The organism is Frondihabitans sp. PhB188, from assembly GCF_003752365.1.
GTDB lineage: Bacteria > Actinomycetota > Actinomycetes > Actinomycetales > Microbacteriaceae > Frondihabitans.
In genome coordinates, this window is sequence record NZ_RJUO01000004.1 from 425,148 (window position 1) to 447,049 (window position 21,902).

The 21,902-nt window shown below is 67.4% G+C and carries 31 protein-coding genes; 29 read left to right on the plus strand and 2 right to left on the minus strand.

The window, feature by feature from the left end:
* The first annotated feature begins 21 nt into the window (after positions 1-21).
* The 17 genes from rplV (at position 22) to map (ending at position 9,394) form a co-directional block, all read left to right on the plus strand.
* Positions 22-414, plus strand: a complete 393-nt coding sequence (gene rplV / locus EDF46_RS14145) for a 50S ribosomal protein L22 (protein WP_123506943.1) — start codon at positions 22-24, stop codon at positions 412-414.
* Complete coding sequence (gene rpsC, locus EDF46_RS14150) at positions 414-1,199, plus strand: 30S ribosomal protein S3 (protein ID WP_123506944.1); 786 nt, start codon at positions 414-416, stop codon at positions 1,197-1,199. Before rplV ends, rpsC begins: the two co-directional genes overlap by 1 nt.
* A gap of 2 nt (positions 1,200-1,201) precedes the next feature.
* On the plus strand, positions 1,202-1,621 hold the full coding sequence (gene rplP / locus EDF46_RS14155) for a 50S ribosomal protein L16 (RefSeq protein WP_123506945.1): 420 nt from the start codon (positions 1,202-1,204) through the stop codon (positions 1,619-1,621).
* Positions 1,621-1,965, plus strand: coding sequence for a 50S ribosomal protein L29 (gene rpmC / locus EDF46_RS18890; protein ID WP_123506946.1), 345 nt, complete (start codon positions 1,621-1,623; stop codon positions 1,963-1,965). The genes rplP and rpmC overlap by 1 nt, the downstream gene beginning before the upstream one ends.
* A complete protein-coding gene (rpsQ, locus tag EDF46_RS14165) occupies positions 1,965-2,276 on the plus strand; it encodes a 30S ribosomal protein S17 (RefSeq protein ID WP_123506947.1) in 312 nt (103 codons plus the stop codon). The genes rpmC and rpsQ overlap by 1 nt, the downstream gene beginning before the upstream one ends.
* A 28-nt stretch (positions 2,277-2,304) precedes the next feature.
* Entirely contained in the window at positions 2,305-2,673 is a 369-nt protein-coding gene (rplN, locus tag EDF46_RS14170) for a 50S ribosomal protein L14 (protein WP_055964996.1), read from the plus strand.
* A gap of 3 nt (positions 2,674-2,676) precedes the next feature.
* Complete coding sequence (gene rplX / locus EDF46_RS14175; RefSeq protein WP_123506948.1) at positions 2,677-3,036, plus strand: 50S ribosomal protein L24; 360 nt, start codon at positions 2,677-2,679, stop codon at positions 3,034-3,036.
* Complete coding sequence (rplE, locus tag EDF46_RS14180) at positions 3,036-3,623, plus strand: 50S ribosomal protein L5 (protein ID WP_123506949.1); 588 nt, start codon at positions 3,036-3,038, stop codon at positions 3,621-3,623. The genes rplX and rplE overlap by 1 nt, the downstream gene beginning before the upstream one ends.
* A gap of 140 nt (positions 3,624-3,763) precedes the next feature.
* Positions 3,764-4,162 carry a 30S ribosomal protein S8 gene (gene rpsH, locus EDF46_RS14185; protein ID WP_123507117.1) on the plus strand — a complete coding sequence of 133 codons (399 nt, stop codon included), beginning with the start codon at positions 3,764-3,766 and terminating at the stop codon, positions 4,160-4,162.
* A 6-nt stretch (positions 4,163-4,168) separates the two neighbouring features.
* On the plus strand, positions 4,169-4,705 hold the full coding sequence (rplF, locus tag EDF46_RS14190) for a 50S ribosomal protein L6 (protein WP_123506950.1): 537 nt from the start codon (positions 4,169-4,171) through the stop codon (positions 4,703-4,705).
* Between the two features lie 2 nt (positions 4,706-4,707).
* Positions 4,708-5,079 (plus strand): 50S ribosomal protein L18, encoded by a 372-nt coding sequence (rplR, locus tag EDF46_RS14195; RefSeq protein ID WP_123506951.1) that lies wholly within the window; start codon positions 4,708-4,710, stop codon positions 5,077-5,079.
* On the plus strand, positions 5,076-5,798 hold the full coding sequence (gene rpsE / locus EDF46_RS14200) for a 30S ribosomal protein S5 (protein ID WP_123506952.1): 723 nt from the start codon (positions 5,076-5,078) through the stop codon (positions 5,796-5,798). The genes rplR and rpsE overlap by 4 nt, the downstream gene beginning before the upstream one ends.
* A complete protein-coding gene (gene rpmD, locus EDF46_RS14205) occupies positions 5,798-5,980 on the plus strand; it encodes a 50S ribosomal protein L30 (RefSeq protein ID WP_194600685.1) in 183 nt (60 codons plus the stop codon). The genes rpsE and rpmD overlap by 1 nt, the downstream gene beginning before the upstream one ends.
* Positions 5,980-6,546: a 50S ribosomal protein L15 gene (gene rplO / locus EDF46_RS14210; RefSeq protein WP_123506953.1), complete on the plus strand. Its 567-nt coding sequence runs from the start codon at positions 5,980-5,982 to the stop codon at positions 6,544-6,546. The genes rpmD and rplO overlap by 1 nt, the downstream gene beginning before the upstream one ends.
* A gap of 69 nt (positions 6,547-6,615) precedes the next feature.
* A complete protein-coding gene (secY, locus tag EDF46_RS14215; RefSeq protein ID WP_123506954.1) occupies positions 6,616-7,938 on the plus strand; it encodes a preprotein translocase subunit SecY in 1,323 nt (440 codons plus the stop codon).
* Positions 7,935-8,552, plus strand: coding sequence for an adenylate kinase (locus EDF46_RS14220; protein ID WP_123506955.1), 618 nt, complete (start codon positions 7,935-7,937; stop codon positions 8,550-8,552). The genes secY and EDF46_RS14220 overlap by 4 nt, the downstream gene beginning before the upstream one ends.
* A gap of 8 nt (positions 8,553-8,560) precedes the next feature.
* Positions 8,561-9,394: a type I methionyl aminopeptidase gene (gene map / locus EDF46_RS14225; RefSeq protein ID WP_123506956.1), complete on the plus strand. Its 834-nt coding sequence runs from the start codon at positions 8,561-8,563 to the stop codon at positions 9,392-9,394.
* Between the two features lie 94 nt (positions 9,395-9,488).
* Here the strand turns inward: map and EDF46_RS14230 are convergent, their stop codons facing one another.
* Positions 9,489-10,790 carry an LCP family protein gene (locus EDF46_RS14230; RefSeq protein WP_233580043.1) on the minus strand — a complete coding sequence of 434 codons (1,302 nt, stop codon included), beginning with the start codon at positions 10,788-10,790 and terminating at the stop codon, positions 9,489-9,491.
* 273 nt (positions 10,791-11,063) lie between these two features.
* Here EDF46_RS14230 and infA point away from each other — a divergent pair, with 273 nt between their 5' ends.
* From infA to EDF46_RS14285, 11 genes are all read left to right on the plus strand, one after another.
* On the plus strand, positions 11,064-11,285 hold the full coding sequence (infA, locus tag EDF46_RS14235; protein ID WP_055965022.1) for a translation initiation factor IF-1: 222 nt from the start codon (positions 11,064-11,066) through the stop codon (positions 11,283-11,285).
* Between the two features lie 87 nt (positions 11,286-11,372).
* Entirely contained in the window at positions 11,373-11,489 is a 117-nt protein-coding gene (gene rpmJ / locus EDF46_RS14240; RefSeq protein WP_055965025.1) for a 50S ribosomal protein L36, read from the plus strand.
* 144 nt (positions 11,490-11,633) lie between these two features.
* Positions 11,634-12,008 (plus strand): 30S ribosomal protein S13, encoded by a 375-nt coding sequence (gene rpsM / locus EDF46_RS14245; protein WP_123506958.1) that lies wholly within the window; start codon positions 11,634-11,636, stop codon positions 12,006-12,008.
* A 42-nt stretch (positions 12,009-12,050) separates the two neighbouring features.
* Positions 12,051-12,449: a 30S ribosomal protein S11 gene (gene rpsK / locus EDF46_RS14250; protein ID WP_055799944.1), complete on the plus strand. Its 399-nt coding sequence runs from the start codon at positions 12,051-12,053 to the stop codon at positions 12,447-12,449.
* Positions 12,450-12,640: 191 nt separating this feature from the next.
* Entirely contained in the window at positions 12,641-13,633 is a 993-nt protein-coding gene (locus tag EDF46_RS14255) for a DNA-directed RNA polymerase subunit alpha (protein ID WP_123506959.1), read from the plus strand.
* Between the two features lie 46 nt (positions 13,634-13,679).
* A complete protein-coding gene (gene rplQ / locus EDF46_RS14260) occupies positions 13,680-14,276 on the plus strand; it encodes a 50S ribosomal protein L17 (protein ID WP_123506960.1) in 597 nt (198 codons plus the stop codon).
* Positions 14,277-14,375: 99 nt separating this feature from the next.
* Complete coding sequence (locus EDF46_RS14265; RefSeq protein ID WP_123506961.1) at positions 14,376-15,284, plus strand: tRNA pseudouridine(38-40) synthase TruA; 909 nt, start codon at positions 14,376-14,378, stop codon at positions 15,282-15,284.
* A 172-nt stretch (positions 15,285-15,456) separates the two neighbouring features.
* The gene (gene rplM, locus EDF46_RS14270; protein WP_123506962.1) at positions 15,457-15,903 is read left to right on the plus strand and encodes a 50S ribosomal protein L13; all 447 of its coding nucleotides are present in this window, start codon (positions 15,457-15,459) and stop codon (positions 15,901-15,903) included.
* A gap of 31 nt (positions 15,904-15,934) precedes the next feature.
* Positions 15,935-16,420, plus strand: a complete 486-nt coding sequence (gene rpsI / locus EDF46_RS14275) for a 30S ribosomal protein S9 (RefSeq protein WP_123506963.1) — start codon at positions 15,935-15,937, stop codon at positions 16,418-16,420.
* Positions 16,421-16,439: 19 nt separating this feature from the next.
* On the plus strand, positions 16,440-17,810 hold the full coding sequence (gene glmM / locus EDF46_RS14280) for a phosphoglucosamine mutase (protein WP_123506964.1): 1,371 nt from the start codon (positions 16,440-16,442) through the stop codon (positions 17,808-17,810).
* Between the two features lie 27 nt (positions 17,811-17,837).
* Positions 17,838-19,016, plus strand: a complete 1,179-nt coding sequence (locus tag EDF46_RS14285; protein WP_199738284.1) for an MFS transporter — start codon at positions 17,838-17,840, stop codon at positions 19,014-19,016.
* 19 nt (positions 19,017-19,035) lie between these two features.
* Here EDF46_RS14285 and coaA read toward each other — a convergent pair whose 3' ends face one another.
* The gene (gene coaA / locus EDF46_RS14290) at positions 19,036-19,986 is read right to left on the minus strand and encodes a type I pantothenate kinase (protein ID WP_123506965.1); all 951 of its coding nucleotides are present in this window, start codon (positions 19,984-19,986) and stop codon (positions 19,036-19,038) included.
* A 65-nt stretch (positions 19,987-20,051) separates the two neighbouring features.
* Here coaA and glmS point away from each other — a divergent pair, with 65 nt between their 5' ends.
* Positions 20,052-21,899 (plus strand): glutamine--fructose-6-phosphate transaminase (isomerizing), encoded by a 1,848-nt coding sequence (gene glmS, locus EDF46_RS14295; protein WP_123506966.1) that lies wholly within the window; start codon positions 20,052-20,054, stop codon positions 21,897-21,899.
* The last annotated feature ends 3 nt before the right edge of the window (positions 21,900-21,902 follow it).

Here is a 21,902-nt window from a genome sequence, read left to right on the forward strand (position 1 = left end):
GCGGCGAGAAGGAGGAGAGAAATGGTGGAGTCGATCGCACGCGTGCGTCACATCCGCGTCACCCCCATGAAGGCCCGTCGCGTCGTCAACCTGATCCGCGGCAAGCAGGCCATCGAGGCCCTGGCGATCCTGAAGTTCGCCCCCCAGGGTGCTTCGGAGCCCGTCTACAAGCTCGTCGCGTCGGCCATGGCCAACGCCCGTGTCAAGGCAGATGCCTCGAACAGCTACCTCAACGACGAAGACCTCTACATCTCGAAGGCGTTCGTCGACGAGGGCGCGACCCTCAAGCGGTTCCAGCCGCGCGCTCAGGGCCGTGCGTTCCAGATCCTGAAGCGCACGAGCCACATCACGGTCGTCCTCGCGACGCCCGAAGAGGCCGAAGCGGCCGCAACGTCGAAGAAGGCGAGCAAGTAATGGGCCAGAAAGTAAACCCGTACGGCTTCCGTCTCGGTATCACCACCGACCACGTGTCGCGTTGGTTCTCCGACAGCACGAAGGCCGGGCAGCGGTACAGCGACTACGTCGCCGAGGACATCAAGATCCGCAACCTGCTCAAGACCTCGCTTGACCGCGCCGGCGTGGCCAAGATCGAGATCGAGCGCACCCGCGACCGCGTTCGCGTCGACATTCACACCGCCCGTCCGGGCATCGTGATCGGTCGTCGTGGCGCCGAGGCCGAGCGCATCCGCGCCGACCTCGAGAAGCTCACGGGCAAGCAGATCCAGCTCAACATCCTCGAGGTGAAGAACCCCGAGGCCGAGGCTCAGCTCGTCGCGCAGGGCATCGCCGAGCAGCTCGCTGCTCGCGTGGCGTTCCGCCGTGCGATGCGCAAGGGCCTGCAGGGTGCTCAGCGTGCCGGCGCCAAGGGCGTCCGGATCCAGGTCTCGGGTCGCCTCGGCGGCGCCGAGATGAGCCGCTCGGAGTTCTACCGCGAGGGCCGCGTGCCCCTGCACACGCTCCGAGCCAACATCGACTACGGCTTCTACGAGGCCAAGACCACGTTCGGTCGCATCGGTGTGAAGGTCTGGATCTACAAGGGCGACATCACGAACAAGGAGCTCGCGCGCGAGCAGGCGAACCAGAAGTCGTCGCGCCCCGAGCGTCGTAACGACCGTAACGACCGCGGCGACCGCGGCGGACGTGGCGGAAGCCGCGCCCCCCAGCAGGACGCGCCGGTCACCGCAGGAGCTGAGGCATAACCATGTTGATTCCCCGTCGTGTCAAGCACCGCAAGCAGCACCACCCCGGCCGTTCCGGCCAGGCCACTGGTGGCACGCGTGTGAGCTTCGGTGAGTACGGTATCCAGGCCCTCACGCCTGCCTACGTCACCAACCGTCAGATCGAGTCCGCTCGTATCGCCATGACCCGTCACATCAAGCGCGGTGGAAAGGTGTGGATCAACATCTACCCCGACCGCCCGCTGACCAAGAAGCCTGCCGAGACCCGCATGGGTTCCGGTAAGGGTTCGCCCGAGTGGTGGGTCGCCAACGTCAAGCCGGGTCGCGTGCTCTTCGAGCTCAGCGGCGTCAGCGAGGAGATCGCCAAGGAGGCGCTCACTCGTGCCATCCACAAGCTGCCCCTGAAGGCACGCATCATCAAGCGCGAGGAGGGCGACGCATAATGGCGATCGGATCCAAGGAGTTCGCTTCGGCTGAGCTCGACACCCTTGAAGACGAGCGTCTCGTCGACGCACTGAAGAAGTCGAAGGAAGAGCTCTTCAACCTTCGCTTCCAGTCCGCGACCGGTCAGCTCGAGAACCACGGCCGCGTGCGCGCCGTGAAGCGCGACATCGCTCGCATCTACACGGTCCTGCGCGAGCGCGAGCTCGGCATCCGTGCCACCCCCGCCCCGGCTGCTGCCGCCCCCAAGGCCGCTGCCAAGAAGTCGACCAAGAAGGCCGCTGAGAAGCCGGCCGACGAGGCTCCGGCTGCCGAGGCCGCCGACACCGCCGAGGAGACCAAGTAATGGCTACCGAGAAGAAGACTGCGGCTGCCCCGACCGAGGCCGCCGCGACGGAGACCCTCGTCCGCGGTTACCGCAAGACGCGTCGTGGTTACGTCACCAGCGACAAGATGGAGAAGACCATCGTCGTCGAGGTCGAGGACCGCGTGAAGCACCCCCTGTACGGCAAGGTCATCCGCCGCACCTCCAAGGTCAAGGTCCACGATGAGGCGAACTCCGCCGGCATCGGCGACCTGGTCGTCATCAGCGAGACCCGTCCGCTCAGCGCCTCCAAGCGCTGGCGCCTGGTCGAGATCCTCGAGAAGGCGAAGTAGGCCTCGGCCTGCTCGATAGGAGACAGAAGTGATTCAGCAGGAATCCCGCCTCAAGGTCGCCGACAACACCGGCGCCAAGGAGATCCTTACCATCCGCGTTCTCGGCGGCTCCGGCCGTCGCTACGCCGGTCTCGGTGACGTCATCGTCGCCACGGTGAAGGACGCCATCCCCGGCGGCAACGTGAAGAAGGGTGACGTCGTCAAGGCGGTCATCGTTCGCACCAAGAAGGAGACCCGTCGCAACGACGGCTCCTACATCAAGTTCGACGAGAACGCCGCAGTGATCCTGAAGGCTGACGGAGACCCCCGCGGTACCCGCATCTTCGGACCGGTCGGTCGCGAGCTCCGCGACAAGAAGTTCATGAAGATCATCTCGCTGGCGCCGGAGGTTATCTAAGTCATGGCAAACATCAAGAAGGGTGACCTGGTTCAGGTCATCACCGGGCCCTCGCAGGCCCGCGGCGGAGACCGCGGCAAGCAGGGCAAGGTCATCGAGGTGCTGAAGAACGCCGACCGCGTCGTCGTGGAAGGTGTCAACTTCGTCACCAAGCACGTGCGCGTCGGCCAGACGCAGCGCGGCACGAAGACCGGCGGCATCGAGACCCACGAGGCCCCGATCCACGTGTCGAACGTGCAGCTCGTCGACCCCAAGACCAAGAAGCCGACCCGCGTCGGCTTCCGCGAAGAGACGGTCACCAAGGACGGCGTGTCCAAGACCGTTCGCGTCCGCTATGCCAAGAAGTCGGGAGAGGACCTCTGATGAGCGACACCGCTACCGCTGAAGTCAAGGCTCAGCCGCGCCTCAAGGCCAAGTACCAGGCCGAGATCCTGCCGGCGCTCAAGAACGACTTCGGCTTCTCGAACGTGCACCAGGTGCCCGGTCTCGTGAAGATCGTCGTCAACACGGGTGTCGGCGAGGCCGCGCGCGACTCGAAGGTCATGGATGGTGCGGTCAAGGACCTCACTGCCATCACCGGACAGAAGCCGCAGGTCACGAAGGCCCGCAAGTCGATCGCGCAGTTCAAGCTGCGCGAGGGGCAGCCCATCGGTGCTCACGTCACGCTCCGTGGCGACCGTGCCTGGGAGTTCCTGGACCGCCTGCTGTCGCTTGCGCTCCCGCGCATCCGCGACTTCCGCGGCCTCAGCGACCGTCAGTTCGACGGCAACGGCAACTACACCTTCGGTCTCAACGAGCAGAGCATGTTCCACGAGATCGACCAGGACCGCATCGACCGGGTCCGTGGCTTCGACATCACTGTCGTGACCACGGCCAAGAACGACGACGAGGGCCGGGCTCTGCTCAAGGCTCTCGGCTTCCCGTTCCGCACGGCCGACCAGGCCAACTAAGATCGTTCGGTCGGGCATTCGCTTCTGGCGGGTGCCCGGCCGCACTTCCGTGTTCGGGGATCCGCTCCGAACCACCCGATCGCGTAGGTCGGCTCCCGGTGTACCGGAAGTCGAAACCGCACGAGAAAGAGATCATCCGCATGACGATGACAGATCCGGTCGCAGACCTGCTGACCAGACTGCGCAACGCGAACTCGGCGCACCACGACTCCGTGTCGCTGCCGAGCTCCAAGCTCAAGTCCCACATCGCTGAGATCCTCAAGAAAGAGGGCTTCATCGACTCATGGAAGGTCGAAGACGCTCGCGTCGGCCAGACCCTCACCATCGACCTCAAGTACGGACCCGCTCGCGAGCGCTCCTTCGTGGGCATCAAGCGCGTGTCGAAGCCGGGCCTCCGTGTCTACGCGAAGTCGACCGAGATCCCTCAGGTTCTCGGCGGTCTCGGAGTGGCCATCCTGTCGACTTCCTCCGGTCTGCTGACCGACCGCGAGGCCGAGAAGAAGGGCGTGGGTGGGGAAGTCCTCGCCTACGTGTGGTAATCCGTCATGTCACGAATCGGACGACTCCCCATTCCGATCCCCACCGGGGTCGATGTGAAGATCGACGGCCAGGCCGTCACTGTCAAGGGCCCGAAGGGCGAGCTCTCGCTCGTCATCGCGAGCCCCATCGAGGCGAAGCTGGAAGAGGGCACCGTTCTGGTGACCCGTCCTGACGACGAGCGCTCCTCGCGTTCGCTGCACGGCCTCACCCGCACTCTCATCGCGAACCAGATCACCGGCGTCACCGAGGGCTACACCAAGGGCCTCGAGATCGTCGGCACCGGTTACCGCGTGCAGGCCAAGGGTCAGAACGTCGAGTTCGCGCTCGGCTACTCGCACCCCATCACCGTCGAGCCGCCCGCGGGCATCAGCTTCACGGTCGAAGGCAACAACAAGATCACGGTCGTCGGCATCGACAAGCAGGCCGTCGGCGAAGTCGCCGCCAACATCCGCAAGCTGCGCAAGCCCGAGCCCTACAAGGGCAAGGGTGTCCGCTACGCCGGCGAGGTCGTCCGCCGCAAGGCCGGAAAGTCAGGTAAGTAATCATGGGTCTCGGAACTAGAGGCAAGAGCAAGTCGGCCGCTACCAGCCGCCGTCACACCCGCCTGCGCAAGAAGATCGTGGGCACCGAGCTGCGCCCGCGTCTCGTCGTCAACCGATCGGCCCGCCACGTCTTCGTGCAGGTCGTCGATGACAGCAAGGGCCACACCGTCGCCAGCGCATCGACCCTCGAGGCCGACCTGCGTACGTTCGACGGTGACAAGACCGCCAAGGCCAAGAAGGTCGGCGAGCTCGTCGCCGAGCGCGCCAAGGCTGCCGGAATCGAAGCGGTCGTTTTCGACCGCGGTGGTAACAAGTACGCCGGACGCGTCGCGGCAATTGCCGAGGGCGCCCGGGAAGGTGGGTTGAACCTGTGAGCGACGCAACGAACAAGACCCCCGAGGCTGAGGCCCCGGCTGTCGTCGAGCGCCCCGTCGAGACGGCTGCCGGCTCCGAGTCGAACAACCGCGAAGGCGGCAACACCGGTCGTACCGACCGTCGTGGCGCCGGTCGCGGCGACCGGAACCAGGGCCGCGGCGGACGCGACGACCGCGACAAGAGCCAGTTCCTGGAGCGCGTCGTCACCATCAACCGCGTGTCCAAGGTCGTCAAGGGTGGTCGTCGCTTCAGCTTCACCGCTCTCGTCGTCGTCGGCGACGGCAACGGACTCGTCGGTGTCGGCTACGGCAAGGCCCGCGAGGTCCCCACGGCCATCTCGAAGGGCGTCGAGGAGGCGAAGAAGAACTTCTTCCGCGTCCCTCGCATCGCCAACACGATCCCGCACCCCGTCCAGGGTGAGGCTGCAGCCGGTGTCGTCCTGCTGCGTCCTGCTGCGGCCGGTACCGGTGTTATCGCCGGTGGTCCCGTCCGCGCCGTGCTCGAGTGCGCCGGCATCCACGACGTCCTGAGCAAGTCGCTCGGCTCGTCGAACACCATCAACATCGTGCACGCGACCGTCGCGGCACTGAAGCAGCTGGAAGAGCCGCGCGCCGTCGCAGCTCGCCGCGGTCTCGACATCGACGCCGTCGCACCCGCTCGTCTGCTTCGTGTCGAGGCTGAGGCTCGCGCTGCCGCAACTGAGAAGGCAGGTGCCTGATGGCTCAGCTCCGCGTGACTCAGATCAAGTCCAAAATTAGCGAGAAGCAGAACCAGCGCGACACGCTGCGCAGCTTGGGTCTCAAGCGAATCGGCCAGACGGTCGTTCGCCCGGACGACAAGCAGAACCGCGGTTACGTCGTCACGGTCGCTCACCTCGTCAAGGTCGAGGAGATTGACTAATGGCTGAAGCAAAGGAAGCAACCACCGAGGCCGCTGCCCCCAAGGCAGCTGCCAAGAAGCCCGCCACCAAGGCGGCTTCGACCAAGGCCGCCGCGGCGAAGTCGGAGACATCCGACGTGGCCCGTCCGCAGATCCTCAAAGTCCACCACCTTCGTCCGGCTCCCGGTGCCAAGAAGGCTCGGACCCGCGTGGGTCGCGGTGAGGGCTCGAAGGGCAAGACGGCAGGCCGTGGTACCAAGGGAACCAAGGCCCGCTACCAGGTCAAGGTCGGCTTCGAGGGTGGGCAGATGCCGCTGCACATGCGCACCCCGAAGCTCCGTGGCTTCAAGAACCCGTTCCGCGTCGAGTACCAGGTCGTCAACCTCGACAAGCTGAACGACCTCTACCCGGCCGGCGGAGACGTCACCGTGAGCGACCTCGTCGCCAAGGGGGCCGTTCGCAAGAACGAGAAGGTCAAGGTTCTCGGTCAGGGTGACCTGTCCGTGAAGCTGACCGTCTCCGTCGACAAGGTCTCCGGCTCTGCCGAAGAGAAGATCGTCGCCGCAGGCGGAACCGTCACCAAGTAATACCTGAGGGGGTGGCCCGGATACGGGCCGCCCCCATCAGTCGTCTATCCTCATCACCGGGAGGCCCTTGTGTTCAGAGCTGTATCGCGGATTCTCCGCACACCCGACCTACGCCGAAAGATCGGGTTCACGCTCGGCATCATCGCGCTCTTCCGCCTGGGAAGCTTCATTCCCTCGCCGTTCGTCGACTACAGCAACGTCCAGGTCTGCCTGGCCGGCAACCAGTCGACGTCCGGTCTCTACGAGCTCGTCAACCTGTTCTCCGGCGGCGCGCTCCTCCAGCTCTCGATCTTCGCGCTGGGCATCATGCCCTACATCACGTCGTCGATCATCGTGCAGCTGCTCCGCGTGGTCATCCCGCACTTCGACAACCTCTACAAAGAGGGTCAGTCGGGCCAGGCCAAGCTCACGCAGTACACGCGCTACCTCACGATCGCGCTGGGCATCCTCCAGTCGACGACCCTCATCACCGTCGCCCGCTCGGGTGCGCTGTTCGGCTCGTCGACCGTCTCCGAGTGCAGCCAGCTGATCACGAACAACGCCTGGTATGCCATCCTCCTCATGGTCATCACCATGACGGCCGGCACCGGACTCATCATGTGGATGGGTGAGCTCATCACCGAGCGCGGCATCGGCAACGGCATGTCGCTCCTGATCTTCACCTCGATCGCCGCCAAGTTCCCCACGGCCCTCTGGGCCATCGAGCAGGCCAAGAGCTTCGAGGTCTTCCTGATGGTCATCGTGGTCGGCATCGTGATCATGGGTCTCGTCGTCTTCGTCGAGCAGTCGCAGAGGCGGATACCCGTCCAGTACGCCAAGCGGATGGTCGGTCGCCGAACCTACGGCGGCAACAACACGTACATCCCGATCAAGGTCAACATGGCCGGCGTGGTGCCCGTCATCTTCGCCTCGTCGCTGCTGTACCTGCCGGCGCTCGTGGCCCAGTTCAACACGCCCTCCGACGGCTCGGCTCCGGCTGCCTGGGTCACCTGGGTGCAGACGAACCTCACCTCGGGCGACAAGCCGCTCTACATGCTCCTGTACTTCATGCTCATCATCGGCTTCACCTACTTCTACGTGGCGATCACGTTCAACCCCGAAGAGGTCGCCGACAACATGAAGAAGTACGGCGGGTTCATCCCCGGCATCCGCGCCGGTCGACCCACCGCCGACTACCTCGACTACGTCCTGACGCGCGTGACGCTCCCCGGATCGCTCTACCTGGGCCTGGTAGCCCTCATCCCGCTCATAGCGCTGGCCACCGTCGGGGCGAACCAGAACTTCCCCTTCGGCGGGGCGAGCATCCTGATCATCGTCGGTGTCGGTCTCGAGACCGTGAAGCAGGTCGATTCCCAGCTGCAGCAGCGTCACTACGAGGGGCTCCTTCGATGACCGACGGTCCGAGTGCGGACGGCGCACGTCTCCTGATCGTCGGGCCTCCCGGCGCAGGCAAGGGCACACAGGCGGTGCGCATCGCCGAGTCGTACGGCATCCCGGCTATCTCGACGGGAGACATCTTCCGCGCCAACGTCAAGAACGAGACGCCCCTCGGCCTCAAGGTCAAGGCGATCATGGACGCTGGCGACTACGTGCCCGACTCGCTGACCAACGAGCTCATCGACGACCGCCTCGCGCAGTCCGACGCGGCCGAGGGCTTCCTCCTCGACGGCTATCCGCGCACGTCCGACCAGGTCGCGCACCTCGACGCCCTCCTCGCGTCGTCGGGCCTCGAACTCACCGCCGTCGTCCAGCTCGTCGCCGATCGCGACGAGATCGTGGAGCGCCTGCGCAAGCGCGCCGTCGACCAGGGGCGCAGCGACGACACCGAAGACGCGATCCGTCATCGCCAGGACGTCTACCTTCGCGAGACGGGTCCGCTCATCTCGGCCTACGCCGACCGCGGGATCCTTCTGGAGGTCGACGGTCTCGGCACGATCGACGAGGTCGCCGACCGCATCGACGAAGTGCTGTCGGCACGGGGCATCCGCCCCACCGCCGCGGCCTGACGCGGGCAGTGGCGTTCTCCAAGCCGGGCATCTACAAGAAACCCGACGAACTCCGGCGCCTCGTGGCGCCGGGGCTGCTGACGAGTGCCTCGCTCGACGCGGTGGCGGCGGCGATACGCCCCGGACTCACCACGGGTGAGCTGGATGCGATCGCCGAGCGGGTCATCCGCGACGGCGGGGGTGAGCCGAACTTCATGCTGGTCCCCGGCTACCGTCACACGGTGTGCTCGTCGGTGAACTCAGACGTCGTCCATGGGATCCCCGGCGGTCGGGTGCTGCAGCCCGGCGACATCGTGTCGATCGACAGCGGCGCCCAGCTCGACGGCTGGAACGGCGACAGCGCCCGCTCCTTCGTGCTGGACGGCGACCCCGACGACGATCGCGCCCTCGTGCGGACGACCCTCAACCGCGTCACGGAGCAGTCGCTCTGGCACGGCATCGCCGCTCTCGCGTCGGCCAAGCACCTCAACGAGGTCGGCGACGCCATCGAGGGCTACGTCGAAGAGCAGGGCGAGTTCGGGATCCTCGAAGACTATGTCGGGCACGGCATCGGCCGATCGATGCACGAGGAGCCCCCGGTCTTCAACTACCGTGTCCGCGGCCGCGGCCCTGCAGTTCGTCCCGGTCTCGTCGTCGCCATCGAGCCGATGATCACCGCCGGCGGCATCGACACCGTCACCCAGGACGACGACTGGACGGTCACGACCGTCGACGGCTCCGATGCCGCGCACTGGGAGCACTCGGTGGCGGTGCACGCGGACGGCATCTGGGTGCTGACGGCGGCCGACGGCGGAGCCGCGGGGCTGGCCCCGTTCGGCATCAGGCCCGTCCCGATCCCGTAGCCCCGGACCCCGGTCGAGCACGGTGCCGTTGCGACCGCGTCAGAACGGCGGCCACCGGAGTCGGTGGGCGCCGTTCCTGCGCTGACGAGTGCTTCTAGTAGCCGTTGCCGACGGAGCAGGTCGCCTCGGAGGCCGCCTGCCCGGTGATGGTGGAGGGCAGGGCCGTCGACGAGGAGGTCGGCGTCGAGGTGGCCTTGCCGGTGGCTGTCGACGACGACGTGCCGCTGGAGGCGGACGACCCCGAGGAGGTGCCGGTTGACGTGCCCGACGAGGCGCCGCTGCCGGAGGTGCCCGACGACTCCGCCTGCGATGCCCGGCCCGTGCTGTCGTCGCCGAGCGAGAACTTCGTGTCGTTCTGCAGGGCTGTGTCCAGGACGGTGGCGTCGGCCTCGCTGGCCACGACCCGGTTGGAGTCCTGGGGATCGGCCGTCGTCGGGTACTGGACGAACAGGACGTTCGACAGGTCGATGTTCTTGAGAGCCAGGCCGAGCTCGACCATGGTGTCGGTGTTGCTGAGGCTGGTCGAGAGCGTCATGTTCTTCACAGCCGCCGACGCCAGCGCGTAGAGCTTGACGGGGTTGCCGAGGGTTCCGGCGGACGCGATCTTGCGCATCATCGCCGAGAGGAAGACCTGCTGCGACGAGATGCGCGCGAGGTCGCTGCCGTCGCCGACGCCGTGACGGGTGCGGAGGAAGGCGAGCGCGGTCGAGCCCTGGAGGACGTGCTTGCCGGCGGTCAGATCGAGGCCGGTGTCGCTGTCGACGATGGGGGAGGCGACGCACACGGTGACCCCGCCGATCGCATTCGACATCGAGATGACGCCGTCGAACGTGATCTCGGCTGCGTAGGGGATGGTGAGGCCGGTCATCGACTCGACCGTCGCGACCGTGCAGCCGAGGCCCTGGCCGAGGGTCGTGTTGAACTGCTGATAGGAGAGCGCAGGGAAGGTCGACCCGTCGGTGCCGGTGCAGGAGGGGATGTCGACCATCAGGTCGCGCGGGAAGCTGACGGCCGTCATCTGCTTGTGGTCGGCCGACAGGTGGATCAGGATCGTGACGTCGTTGCGGCTGCCGTCGGCGACGCCGGCCTGCACCTCGGTCTGGCCGGAGCGCGTGTCGCTGCCGACGAGGAGGATGTTGGCGCCCCCCTCGATGGCTCCGATGGAGGTCTGCTGGGCGATCCTGTCTTCCTTGGAGCCGATCGACACGCTCTTCACCGAGCTGGCGACGTCGTGGAAGGCGTAGGCGCCGACACCCGCCACCGTGACGACGGAGACGCCCAGCGCGACCGCGACGATCATCGCCGCGAAGCGGATCGGGTGAGGTCGACCAAGGCGGCCATGGCGGGCGGCGCCGGGGATACGGGGGGCTCGGCGGCTCGAACGCTCTTCGGGCACGGGTCTCTCTTTCGTTGCTCTGAGGCGCACGCCCGGTGATCGCCGTAGGCGGACGAACCGAACGACTCAGGGTCGACTGCGGCGTGTCGAGTTGACCCACCAGGTTGGCAAACAGTAGCGCAATCCCATAAGATTGACCCTTGGTGCCGTGGGCGCCTGCCCGCGTGCAATCTTCAAGCTGCTTCCTGTGAATCCGCTTGAGCCGCGACAGGTCATTCTCCGGCGCCACTCCCCGCAAGACCAGAACAACCAATTTTTAGCGACAGTGAGGCTATGGCCAAAAAAGACGGTGTCATCGAAATCGAAGGCGCAGTGGTCGAAGCGCTGCCCAACGCGATGTTTCGCGTTGAGCTGAGCAACGGACACAAGGTCCTCGCGCACATCTCCGGCAAGATGCGGCAGCACTACATCCGCATCCTCCCCGAAGACCGTGTGATCGTGGAGCTCAGCCCCTACGACTTGACCCGCGGCCGGATCGTCTACCGATACAAGTAGGCCAGTCCTAGAAACACGGCGCGTTCTGGAAAGGAACGGCCCGGCGCACCCGTCGGGCACGAGGCCAGCGAGTCAAAAGGAAGCAACATGAAGGTCAAGCCCAGCGTCAAGCGCATCTGCGAGCACTGCAAGGTGATTCGCCGCAACGGTCGCGTCATGGTGATCTGCAACAGCAACCCGCGCCACAAGCAGCGCCAGGGCTGAGCGGTTCCCTAGCTCCACCAGCATCACCCCACTGCAGCACCAGAGCCGTCCGGCGCCGAGAGGCGCAGGACGGGGACACCCCGGGCGGAGGCCCTGGCACCGGCGCTGCGACACACCTCCACCATCTCTCAAGGAGAAGCCACAATGGCACGTCTAGCAGGCGTTGACATCCCGCGCGACAAGCGCGTGGAAGTCGCACTGACCTACATCTACGGAGTCGGCCGCACCCGCTCGCTCAAGGCTCTGGCCGAGACCGAGATCGACGGCAACATCCGCGTCAAGGACCTCACCGACGACCAGCTCGTCGCGCTCCGCGACTACATCGAAGGCAACTTCAAGGTCGAGGGTGACCTCCGCCGTGAGGTGGCCGCCGACATCCGCCGCAAGGTCGAGATCGGCAGCTACGAGGGCATCCGCCACCGCCGCGGCCTGCCCGTCCGCGGACAGCGCACCAAGACGAACGCTCGCACCCGCAAGGGCCCGAAGCGCACCGTCGCCGGCAAGAAGAAGGCTCGCTAGGCCCGGCGTCCGCCGTAGCCTTCAAGGTTGTAGGAGAAAAAATTGGCAGCACCTAAGTCGGCCGCGCGCAAGCCCCGCCGTAAAGAGAAGAAGAACGTCGCCGTGGGCCAGGCCCACATCAAGTCGACGTTCAACAACACCATCGTTTCGATCACCGACCCGTCCGGTGCCGTCTTGAGCTGGGCTTCGTCCGGCGCGGTCGGCTTCAAGGGCTCGCGCAAGTCGACGCCGTTCGCCGCACAGCTCGCCGCTGAGTCGGCTGCGCGTCAGGCGCAGGAGCACGGCGTCAAGAAGGTCGACGTGTTCGTGAAGGGTCCGGGCTCGGGCCGCGAGACCGCGATCCGCTCGCTCCAGGCCGCCGGCCTCGAGGTGGGCTCGATCAACGACGTCACCCCGCAGGCGCACAACGGCTGCCGCCCGCCGAAGCGCCGTCGCGTCTGAGTTAAGCGTCGCGCCGCGCCTCTGACAGCCCCTTCCCGGGGTGTCAGAGGCCGCGGCGCTCGCCTCGTTCTACCGTCACCCGGGCGCGTCCGCGCACTCGGGGCACCTCACAACTCAAAAGACCGACTGACAGCCACCCAGTCGTACCGCCAAGAGTCATATAGCGGACTCTTCGCCGAAAGGAATCCACAGTGCTCATTGCACAGCGCCCCACTCTCACCGAGGAGAACATCTCGGAGTTCCGCTCCCGCTTCGTGATCGAGCCCCTCGAGCCCGGCTTCGGCTACACGCTCGGCAACTCGATGCGTCGCACCCTCCTTTCGTCGATCCCCGGAGCGGCTGTCACCAGCATCCGTATCGACGGCGTCCTGCACGAGTTCACGACCGTTCCCGGTGTCAAGGAAGACGTCACCGAGATCATCCTGAACATCAAGAGCCTGGTCGTCTCGAGCGAGCACGACGAGCCCATCACCGCCTACCTGCGCAAGCAGGGCGCCGGTCAGGTCACCGCCGCCGACATCTCGGTCCCGGCCGGTGTCGAGGTGCACAACCCCGAACTCGTCATCGCGACGCTGAACGACAAGGCGAAGTTCGAGCTGGAGCTCACCATCGAGCGCGGCCGCGGCTACGTCACCGCGGTGCAGAACCGCTCGGAGTTCTCCGAGGCCGGCCAGATCCCGATCGACTCGATCTACTCGCCCGTCCTCAAGGTCACTTACCGCGTCGAGGCGACTCGTGCCGGTGAGCGCACGGACTTCGACCGCCTGGTCGTCGACGTCGAGACCAAGCCCGCGATCAGCCCCCGCGACGCCATCGCCTCGGCCGGCCGCACGCTGACCGAGCTGTTCGGACTCGCTCGCGAGCTCAACAACGCGGCCGAGGGCATCGAGATCGGCCCGGCTCCCGTCGACGCCGTCCTCTCGAGCGAGCTCCAGACCCCGATCGAAGACCTCGACCTGTCGGTCCGCTCGTACAACTGCCTCAAGCGCGAGGGCATCAACACGGTCTCCGAGCTCGTCGCTCTGTCCGAGACGCAGCTGATGAACATCCGCAACTTCGGTCAGAAGTCGGTCGACGAGGTGAAGGACAAGCTCGTCGAGCTCGGCCTCTCGCTCAAGGACACCGTGCCCGGTTTCGACGGCGCCCACTTCTACAGCGGCTACGACGAGGAGGAGACCAACTAGGTCTCCGCCCGCCCGCCCTCCTCACTCACACACTTAGGAATCCACTATGCCCAAGCCCACGAAGGGTGCCCGCCTCGGCGGCGGTCCCGCCCACGAGCGTCTCCTCCTGGCCAACATGGCCGGTCAGCTGTTCACCTACAAGAGCATCAAGACGACCGAGACGAAGGCCAAGCGCCTCCGTCCCGTCGCCGAACGCCTGGTCACGTTCGCGAAGCGCGGCGACCTCCACTCGCGTCGTCGCGTGATGAGCATCCTCCGCAACAAGGAGACCACGCACATCCTGATGTCGGAGGTCGCGCCGCTGCTCGAGCTGCGCGAAGGCGGCTACACCCGCATCACGAAGCTCGGCTTCCGCAAGGGCGACAACGCCTCGATGGTCCAGATCGAGCTCGTGCTCGAGCCGGTGACCCCGAAGGCCAAGAAGTCCTCGTCGAAGAAGGCCGCCGCCCCCGCGACGACCGAGGCCCTCATCGAGGAGCCCGCCGAAGAGCTCACCGCCTCCGACGAGACGATCATCGAGGCGACCACCGAGGCCCCCGAGGCCGAGGCGCAGGGCACGACCGAGGCTGACGCCGAGGCCGCATTCGAGGACGCCCCCGCCGACGAGGCGGCCGAGGCTCCGGCCGACGGCGACAAGAAGTAGTCCGTTCCACTGCACCACAGCCGTGAAGGCCCGCCTCCTCCGGGAGGCGGGCCTTCTGGCGTCCCGCCGACGATCGCGTGCGTAGACTTTTCTCTCGTGATGAGCGACGCCCCCGAGCCCGAGGTTCGGCTGAAGAGCGGAGACACGCGACTCCGGCTCGACATCTCGTACGACGGCACCCGATTCAACGGCTGGAGCACGCAACCGGGCCTGCGCACCGTCCAGGGCGAGATCGAGGCGGCCATGGCGACCACGTTCCAGCGCACGCTCCCGGCTCCGAGGCTCGTCGTCGCGGGGCGTACCGACACGGGCGTCCACGCGACCGGCCAGGTCGCCCACCTCGACCTCAGCCCCGAGCAGCTCGCCTTTCTCCAGGTCGCGCACCGCAACAAGACGAAGTACCCTCCCTTCCCGCCCGCGAAGCGCCTCGCCCGGCGGATCAACGGCCTGGCCGGCGCCGAGGACGACCTCTTCGTCACCGACGCGACGATCGTCGACGGCGCCTTCGACGCCCGCTACTCGGCGCTGTGGCGGGAGTACGAGTACCGCGTCTCCGACCTCACCGGCCCCCGGCACCCGATCCGCCGTCTCGACACGCTGTGGACCGACGTCACCGTCGACGTCGACCTCATGAATGCCGCCGCGCTCTCGCTCCTCGGCCTGGACGACTGGGCCGCCTACTGCCGACAGCGCGAAGGCGCCACGACGATCCGCACCCTCCAGGAGTTCCACTGGCGTCGCGACCCCGACGGCGTGCTGGTCGCGCGTGTCCGTGCCGACGCCTTCTGTCACAGCATGGTCCGGTCGCTGGTCGGCGCCACGCTCGCCGTGGGGCAGGGGCTGCTCGCGGTCGACGACGCCGTGCGGATCCGCGACTCCCGGGCCCGCAAGGGGCAGTTCAAGGTCGCGGCGGCCCACGGCCTCACGCTGCGCGAGGTCCGCTACCCCGAAGCGCAGGAACTCGGGGCCCGCGCGTCCGTCACGCGGGCCCGCCGTCAGTCGATGTGACGCCTGTTGCCGCCCGGCCGGTGATCCTGTAACGTATCCCCTTGGTGTCTGCGCAACTGCGCGCTTCACCCGAAGTTGAGCCCTCCACCTGACTCATTCGCCCGCATCGCGATCGAATGGCAACGGAGCGGGATTCACGAACCTCTCACCTCGACAAGAAAGCAGCACTACTGTGACGCGCACTTTCTCCCCCAAGCCGGCTGATGTCCAGCCGGAGTGGCTGATCATCGACGCGAACGACATCGTTCTCGGCCGTCTCGCCAGCCACGTCGCCGCCCTCCTCCGCGGCAAGCACAAGCCGACCTTCGCTCCGCACATGGACATGGGCGACTTCGTCATCGTCATCAACGCCGAGAAGATCGCCCTGACCGGCTCGAAGCTCCAGACCAAGCTGGCCTACCGCCACTCGGGCTACCCGGGCGGCCTCTCGGCTCAGACGTACTCCGAGATGCTCGAGAAGCACCCGACTCGCGCCGTCGAGAAGGCCATCCGAGGCATGCTGCCGAAGAACTCGCTGGGCCGCGCCCAGATCGCAAAGCTGAAGGTGTACGCGGGTCCTGAGCACCCCCACGCCGCGCAGAAGCCCACGGTGTACACCCTCGACCAGGTCGCCCAGTAGCGACCGCTGAAGACCTAAAGGACTTATTACAGTGGCTAGCATCGCCGATTCCATCGAATCCACCCCCGAGAGCTTCACGACCGAGAGCGCCGCTCCTGTCGCTGCTGCAGCTCCCCGCCCCGTCCTGACCGTCGGCGGCGGCGCCGTCGGCCGTCGCAAGCAGGCCATCGCCCGCGTGCGCCTCGTCCCCGGCACCGGCAACTTCGTCGTCAACGGCCGCACCCTCGAGGACTACTTCCCGAACAAGCTGCACCAGCAGCTGATCAACGACCCGTTCAAGGTCCTCGACCTGCTCGGCTCGTACGACGTCGTCGCGAAGATCTCCGGCGGTGGCCCTTCGGGTCAGGCCGGCGCCCTCCGCCTCGGCATCAGCCGCACGCTGAACGAGATCGATGAAGAGAACAACCGCGCCGAGCTGAAGAAGGCGGGCTTCCTCAGCCGCGACGCTCGCGTCAAGGAGCGCAAGAAGGCTGGTCTCAAGAAGGCCCGTAAGGCTCCTCAGTTCTCCAAGCGCTAACACCTGGCGAGGCTTCGCGATGACGCGACTTTTCGGAACCGACGGAGTTCGGGGCCTTGCCAACCGTGAGCTGACGGCCGCGCTCGCCCTGGGTCTCGCCCAGGCGAGCGCGGTCGTGCTCACGAAGGGGCATCACGCCGATGCCCGCCGCGCCGAGGGGCGACGTCCTGTCGCCGTCCTCGCGCGGGACCCTCGCATCTCGGGGGAGTTCCTCGCCGCTGCGGTGGCCGCAGGTCTCGCGTCCTCCGGGGTCGACGTGCTCGATGCCGGGGTGATTCCGACGCCGGCTCTCGCCTTCCTCGTCGAGAACTCCGGTTCCGACTTCGGCGTGATGATCAGCGCGTCGCACAACCCGGCTCCTGACAACGGCATCAAGTTCTTCGCGTTCGGCGGCACGAAGCTGCCCGATGAGGTCGAAGACCGCATCGAGGCCACGATGGACGCCCCCCGGCTCATGCCGGTGGGTGGCGACGTCGGCCGCATCCGGCGGTTCGCCGATGCCGAAGACCGCTACGTCGTGCACCTGATGGGCGCGGTGCGCAACCGCCTCGACGGCATCCACGTCGTGCTCGACTGCGCCCACGGCGCGGCCGCCGGCGTCTCGCCCGAGGTCTTCCACGACCTCGGTGCTCGTGTCACCGTCATCGGCGCCGACCCCGACGGCATCAACATCAACGACGGCGTGGGCTCGACCCATCTCGACCAGCTCGCCGCCGCCGTGCTCGAGCACGGCGCCGATGTCGGCATCGCCCACGATGGCGACGCCGACCGGTGCCTGGCTGTCGACGCCTCGGGCGCCGCCATCGACGGCGACCAGATCATGGCGATCCTTGCCATCGCGCTCAAGGAGCGCGGCGACCTCGCCCAGGACACCCTCGTCGCCACCGTCATGTCGAACCTCGGCCTCAAGCGCGCGATGCGCGACAACGGGATCGCGGTCGTCGAGACCGGCGTGGGCGACCGCTACGTGCTCGAGGCCATGAACGAGCACGGCTACAGCCTCGGCGGCGAGCAGTCGGGCCACATCGTCTTCCAGCAGCACGCCACCACCGGCGACGGCATCCTCACCGGCCTCTCGCTCGTGGCCGAGATGGCCCGCACGGGCAAGTCGCTCGCCGAGCTCGCTTCGGTCATGACCGTCTTCCCGCAGATCCTGATCAACGTCCGCGACGTCGACCGCTCGGCCCTCGACGGCGACGAGGTCGTCGCCGCAGCCGTCGCCGAGGCCGAGGCCGAGCTGGGCGACTCGGGGCGGGTGCTCCTTCGCCCGTCGGGCACCGAGCAGCTCGTCCGCGTCATGGTCGAGGCGGCGTCGCAGGACGACGCGGACCGCATCGCGCACCGTCTCGCCGACGTCGTCCGCGTGCAGCTGGCCGCCACGCCCGCCTAGCCGACTCCGGAGCGGTACCGTCGAGCGGTGACGTCCAACCCTCGCTCGACTCTCGGCTTCGCCGCAACCCTCTTCGTCTTCGCCGTGGTCATGATCGGCACCACGCTGCCGACGCCCGTCTACCCGGAGCTGCAGCGGGAGTTCGGCTTCAGCGGCTCGACGACGACGGTGCTCTTCGCGGTGTACGCCGGCGGTGTCATCGTGGCTCTCGTGACGGTCGGCCGCCTCAGTCAAGTCGTCGGGCGAAAGCCGCTGCTCCTCGCGGGCATCGTGCTCTCGCTGTTCAGCGCCGTGCTCTTCGCGATCGGCACGGCCGAGTCGCTGCTCTTCATCGGCCGCATCATCTCCGGATTCTCTGCGGGCATCCTCACCAGCACGGGCACGGTCGCCGTCCTGGAGGCGGCACCCGACTCGAAGCGCCGCATCGCCGGACCTCTCGCGACGGCGGCGAACATCGGCGGCCTCGGCCTCGGCATGCTCCTCGCAGGACTCGTGGCGCAGCTCACGCCGTGGCCGACCAGGGCGCCGTTCGTGATGCACGCCGTCCTTCTCGTCATCGCCGGCATCGCCCTCCTCGCGATCCGAGAGAGCGTGGAGAAGCAGCCGGGAGCCCGCTTCCGCCTGCAGCGGCCCGGTGTGCCGGTCGAAGCGCGCTCCGTGTTCGCGGCGGCGGCCTTCGGAGCGACGGCGGGCTTCGCGGTCTGCGGCCTGTTCTCATCGGTCGCGCCGAACTTCGTCGGGACCGTGCTCGGCATCCACTCGCCCCTCGTCGTCGGCGTCGTGACGGCCTCGCTGTTCATCGCGTCGGCCGCGGCGCAGATCGCCTTCGGCGGTCTCGCGGTGCGGCGAGCCATCGCGCTCGGCGCCGTGCTCCTGTTCATCGGCATGGCCCTGCTGGCGGTGGCCCTGCCCCTCGCGTCACTCGCCCTTCTGGTAGTGGCCTCGATCGTCTCGGGCGCGGGTCAGGGACTCCTCTTCAGCTTCGGCCTGCGCGCCATCACCGGTGCCTCGCCGGATGCCGTCAGGACGGAGGCCACGAGCGCCTACTTCATCGTCGCGTACCTCGCGATCTCCGTCCCCGCGATCCTCGCCGGGGTCGCGGTGAAGCTCGTGGGGCTGTCCGAGACGGGGATCGGATTCGCCGTCGCGGCCGCAATCGTGTGCGTCTTCGCCTTCTCGGGTCGGCGGCGCTTTCCCGAGAGCTGAGGCCCGTCGAGAGGCGCCTCTAGATCTTCCGGAGCAGCACCGACGCCACCTTGTGGTCGGCGCCCTTCCGCAGCACGAGCGTCGCGCGCGAGCGGGTGGGCTGCACGTTCTGCTTCAGGTTCGGCTCGTTGACGCTCCGCCAGACCTGCCGCGCGAAGCCGAGCGCCTCGTCTTCGGGGATCTCGGCGAAGCGATGGAAGAACGAGTCCTTCTGGTTGAACGCGCCTTCGCGCAGCGATCGGAACCGCTCGACGAACCAGTCCTCGATGTCGTGGGTGCGCGCGTCGACGTAGACGGTGAAGTCGAACAGGTCGGACAGGGCGAGGCGACCGCCGATGGGCGGCTGCAGCACGTTGAGGCCCTCGACGATGAGGATGTCGGGCTGGCGCACGACGACCTCGGCACCGGGCACGATGTCGTACTCGAGGTGCGAGTAGAACGGCGCGCGCACCTCGGGGGCGCCGCTCTTGACCAGCGAGACGAACTTGAGCAGCGATCGTCGGTCGTACGACTCGGGGAAGCCCTTGCGGTCCATGATGCCGCGACGCTCGAGCTCGGCGTTCGGGTACAGGAACCCGTCGGTGGTGATCAGCTCGACGCGCGGGGTGTCGCTCCAGCGTGAGAGCAGCTCGCGGAGCAGGCGCGCGACGGTCGACTTGCCGACGGCGACGCTCCCGGCGACGCCGATCACGAACGGGGTCCGCTGGGCCCGCTCGCCGAGGAAGTCGCTGGTCGCCCGATGCAGGTTCCGGGCGCCGGCAGCGTACAGGTTGATGAGGCGGCTGAGCGGCACGTAGACGTCGCTGACCTCTTGCAGGTCGAGCCGGTCGCCCAGCCCCCGAAGCTGCACCAGCTCGGTCTCGGTCAGGGGATTCTGCGCCCGAGGTGCCAACGCCGCCCACGCGTCGCGATGGATCTCGACGAACGGGGTGGGGTGGGTCGGGGGAGCGGCTGCGGTCGCATCGGCCATAAGTAGAGAGGCTATACGCCGAGCGGCGGACGAGTCCCCGGGCGGCGTCGAATAGGCTGGCTGGCATGTGTGGAATCGTTGGATATGTCGGCTCTGACAAGAGCGTCGAGGTTCTCCTCGGCGGCTTGAAGCGTCTGGAGTACCGGGGCTACGACTCGGCCGGAATCGCCGTGATCGCGCCCGACGGCTCGCTCGGCATGCGCAAGAAGGCCGGCAAGCTGCAGATGCTGGTCGACGACCTGACCGCGGCGCCGCTGGCCGACGGCAGCACCGGAATCGGCCACACGCGGTGGGCGACGCACGGCGGCCCGACCGACCAGAACGCGCACCCGCACCTCGCCGACGGCGGCCGGCTCGCCCTCATCCACAACGGCATCATCGAGAACTTCTCCGAGCTCAAAGAAGAGCTGCTGCTCGAGGGAGTGCAGTTCCTGAGCGAGACCGACTCCGAGGTGGCCGCTCACCTGGTGGCCCGCGCCTACCGCGAGACCGGCGACCTCGGCGAGGCCCTTCGCGCGGTCGTGAAGCGCCTCGAGGGGGCCTTCACCCTGCTGGTGGTGCACGCCGACCAGCCCGGCGTCGTGGTCGGGGCGCGCAGGAACTCCCCGCTGGTCATCGGCCTCGGCGACGGTGAGAACTTCCTCGGGTCCGACGTCGCCGCGTTCATCGAGTTCACGCATCGCGCCATGGCCATCGGCCAGGACCAGCTCGTCACGATCACCGCCGACGAGGTCACCGTCGTCGACTTCGACGGCAACCCCGTCGAGGCCACCGAGTTCGAGGTCACCTGGGACGCCAAGGCGGCCGAGAAGGGCGGCTGGTCGAGCTTCATGGCGAAGGAGATCTCGGAGGAGCCCGAGGCCGTCGCCAACACGCTGCTGGGCCGCGCCGTCGACGGCGCCGTGCACCTCGACGACCTGGAGCCGCTCCGAGAGCGCCTCCTGACCGTCAACCGGCTCATCATCATCGCCTGCGGCACAGCTGCCTACGCCGGGATCCTCGGCAAGTACGCGATCGAGCAGTGGTCGCGCCTCCCCGTCGAGGTCGAGCTCGCGCACGAGTTCCGCTACCGCGACCCGGTGCTCGACGAGCACACGCTCGTCGTCTCGATCAGCCAGTCGGGCGAGACGATGGACACCCTCATGGCCGTCAAGTTCGCTCGCGAGCAGGGCGCCCAGGTGCTGTCGATCTGCAACACGCAGGGCGCGACGATCCCGCGCGAGAGCGACGCCGTCATCTACACGCACGCCGGCCCCGAGGTCGCTGTCGCGTCGACCAAGGCGTTCGTCGCGCAGGGCACGGCGCTCTTCCTGCTCGGCCTGCACCTCGCGACGATCCGCGGCACGCTGACCGCCGACGAGATCGCCGAGCAGGTCGACGACCTCAAGGCCATCCCGGAGAAGATCTCGCGAGTGCTCGAGACCGGCGAGCGCATCAAGACGCTGGCCGGCTGGATGGCCGACACCCGCTCCGTGCTCTTCCTCGGCCGCCACGTCGGCTACCCGATCGCGCTCGAGGGCGCTCTCAAGCTCAAGGAGCTCGCGTACATCCACGCCGAGGGCTTCGCCGCCGGCGAGCTGAAGCACGGCCCCATCGCTCTGATCGAGCCGGGCCAGATCGTCTTCGTGATCGTGCCGTCGCCTCGCGACCCGCGATCGCTGCACGCCAAGGTCGTCTCGAACATCCAGGAGATCCGCGCTCGCGGCGCACGCGTCATCGCGATCGCCGAGGAGGGCGACGCGGCGGTCCTGCCGTTCGCCGACGAGGTGTTGCACATCCCGCTCGCGGCGCCTCTGTTCGAGCCGCTCCTCGCGGTCGTCCCGCTTCACATCTTCGGCATGGAGCTGGCGAGCGCCAAGGGGCTCGACGTCGACCAGCCGCGCAACCTCGCCAAGAGCGTCACGGTCGAGTAGCTC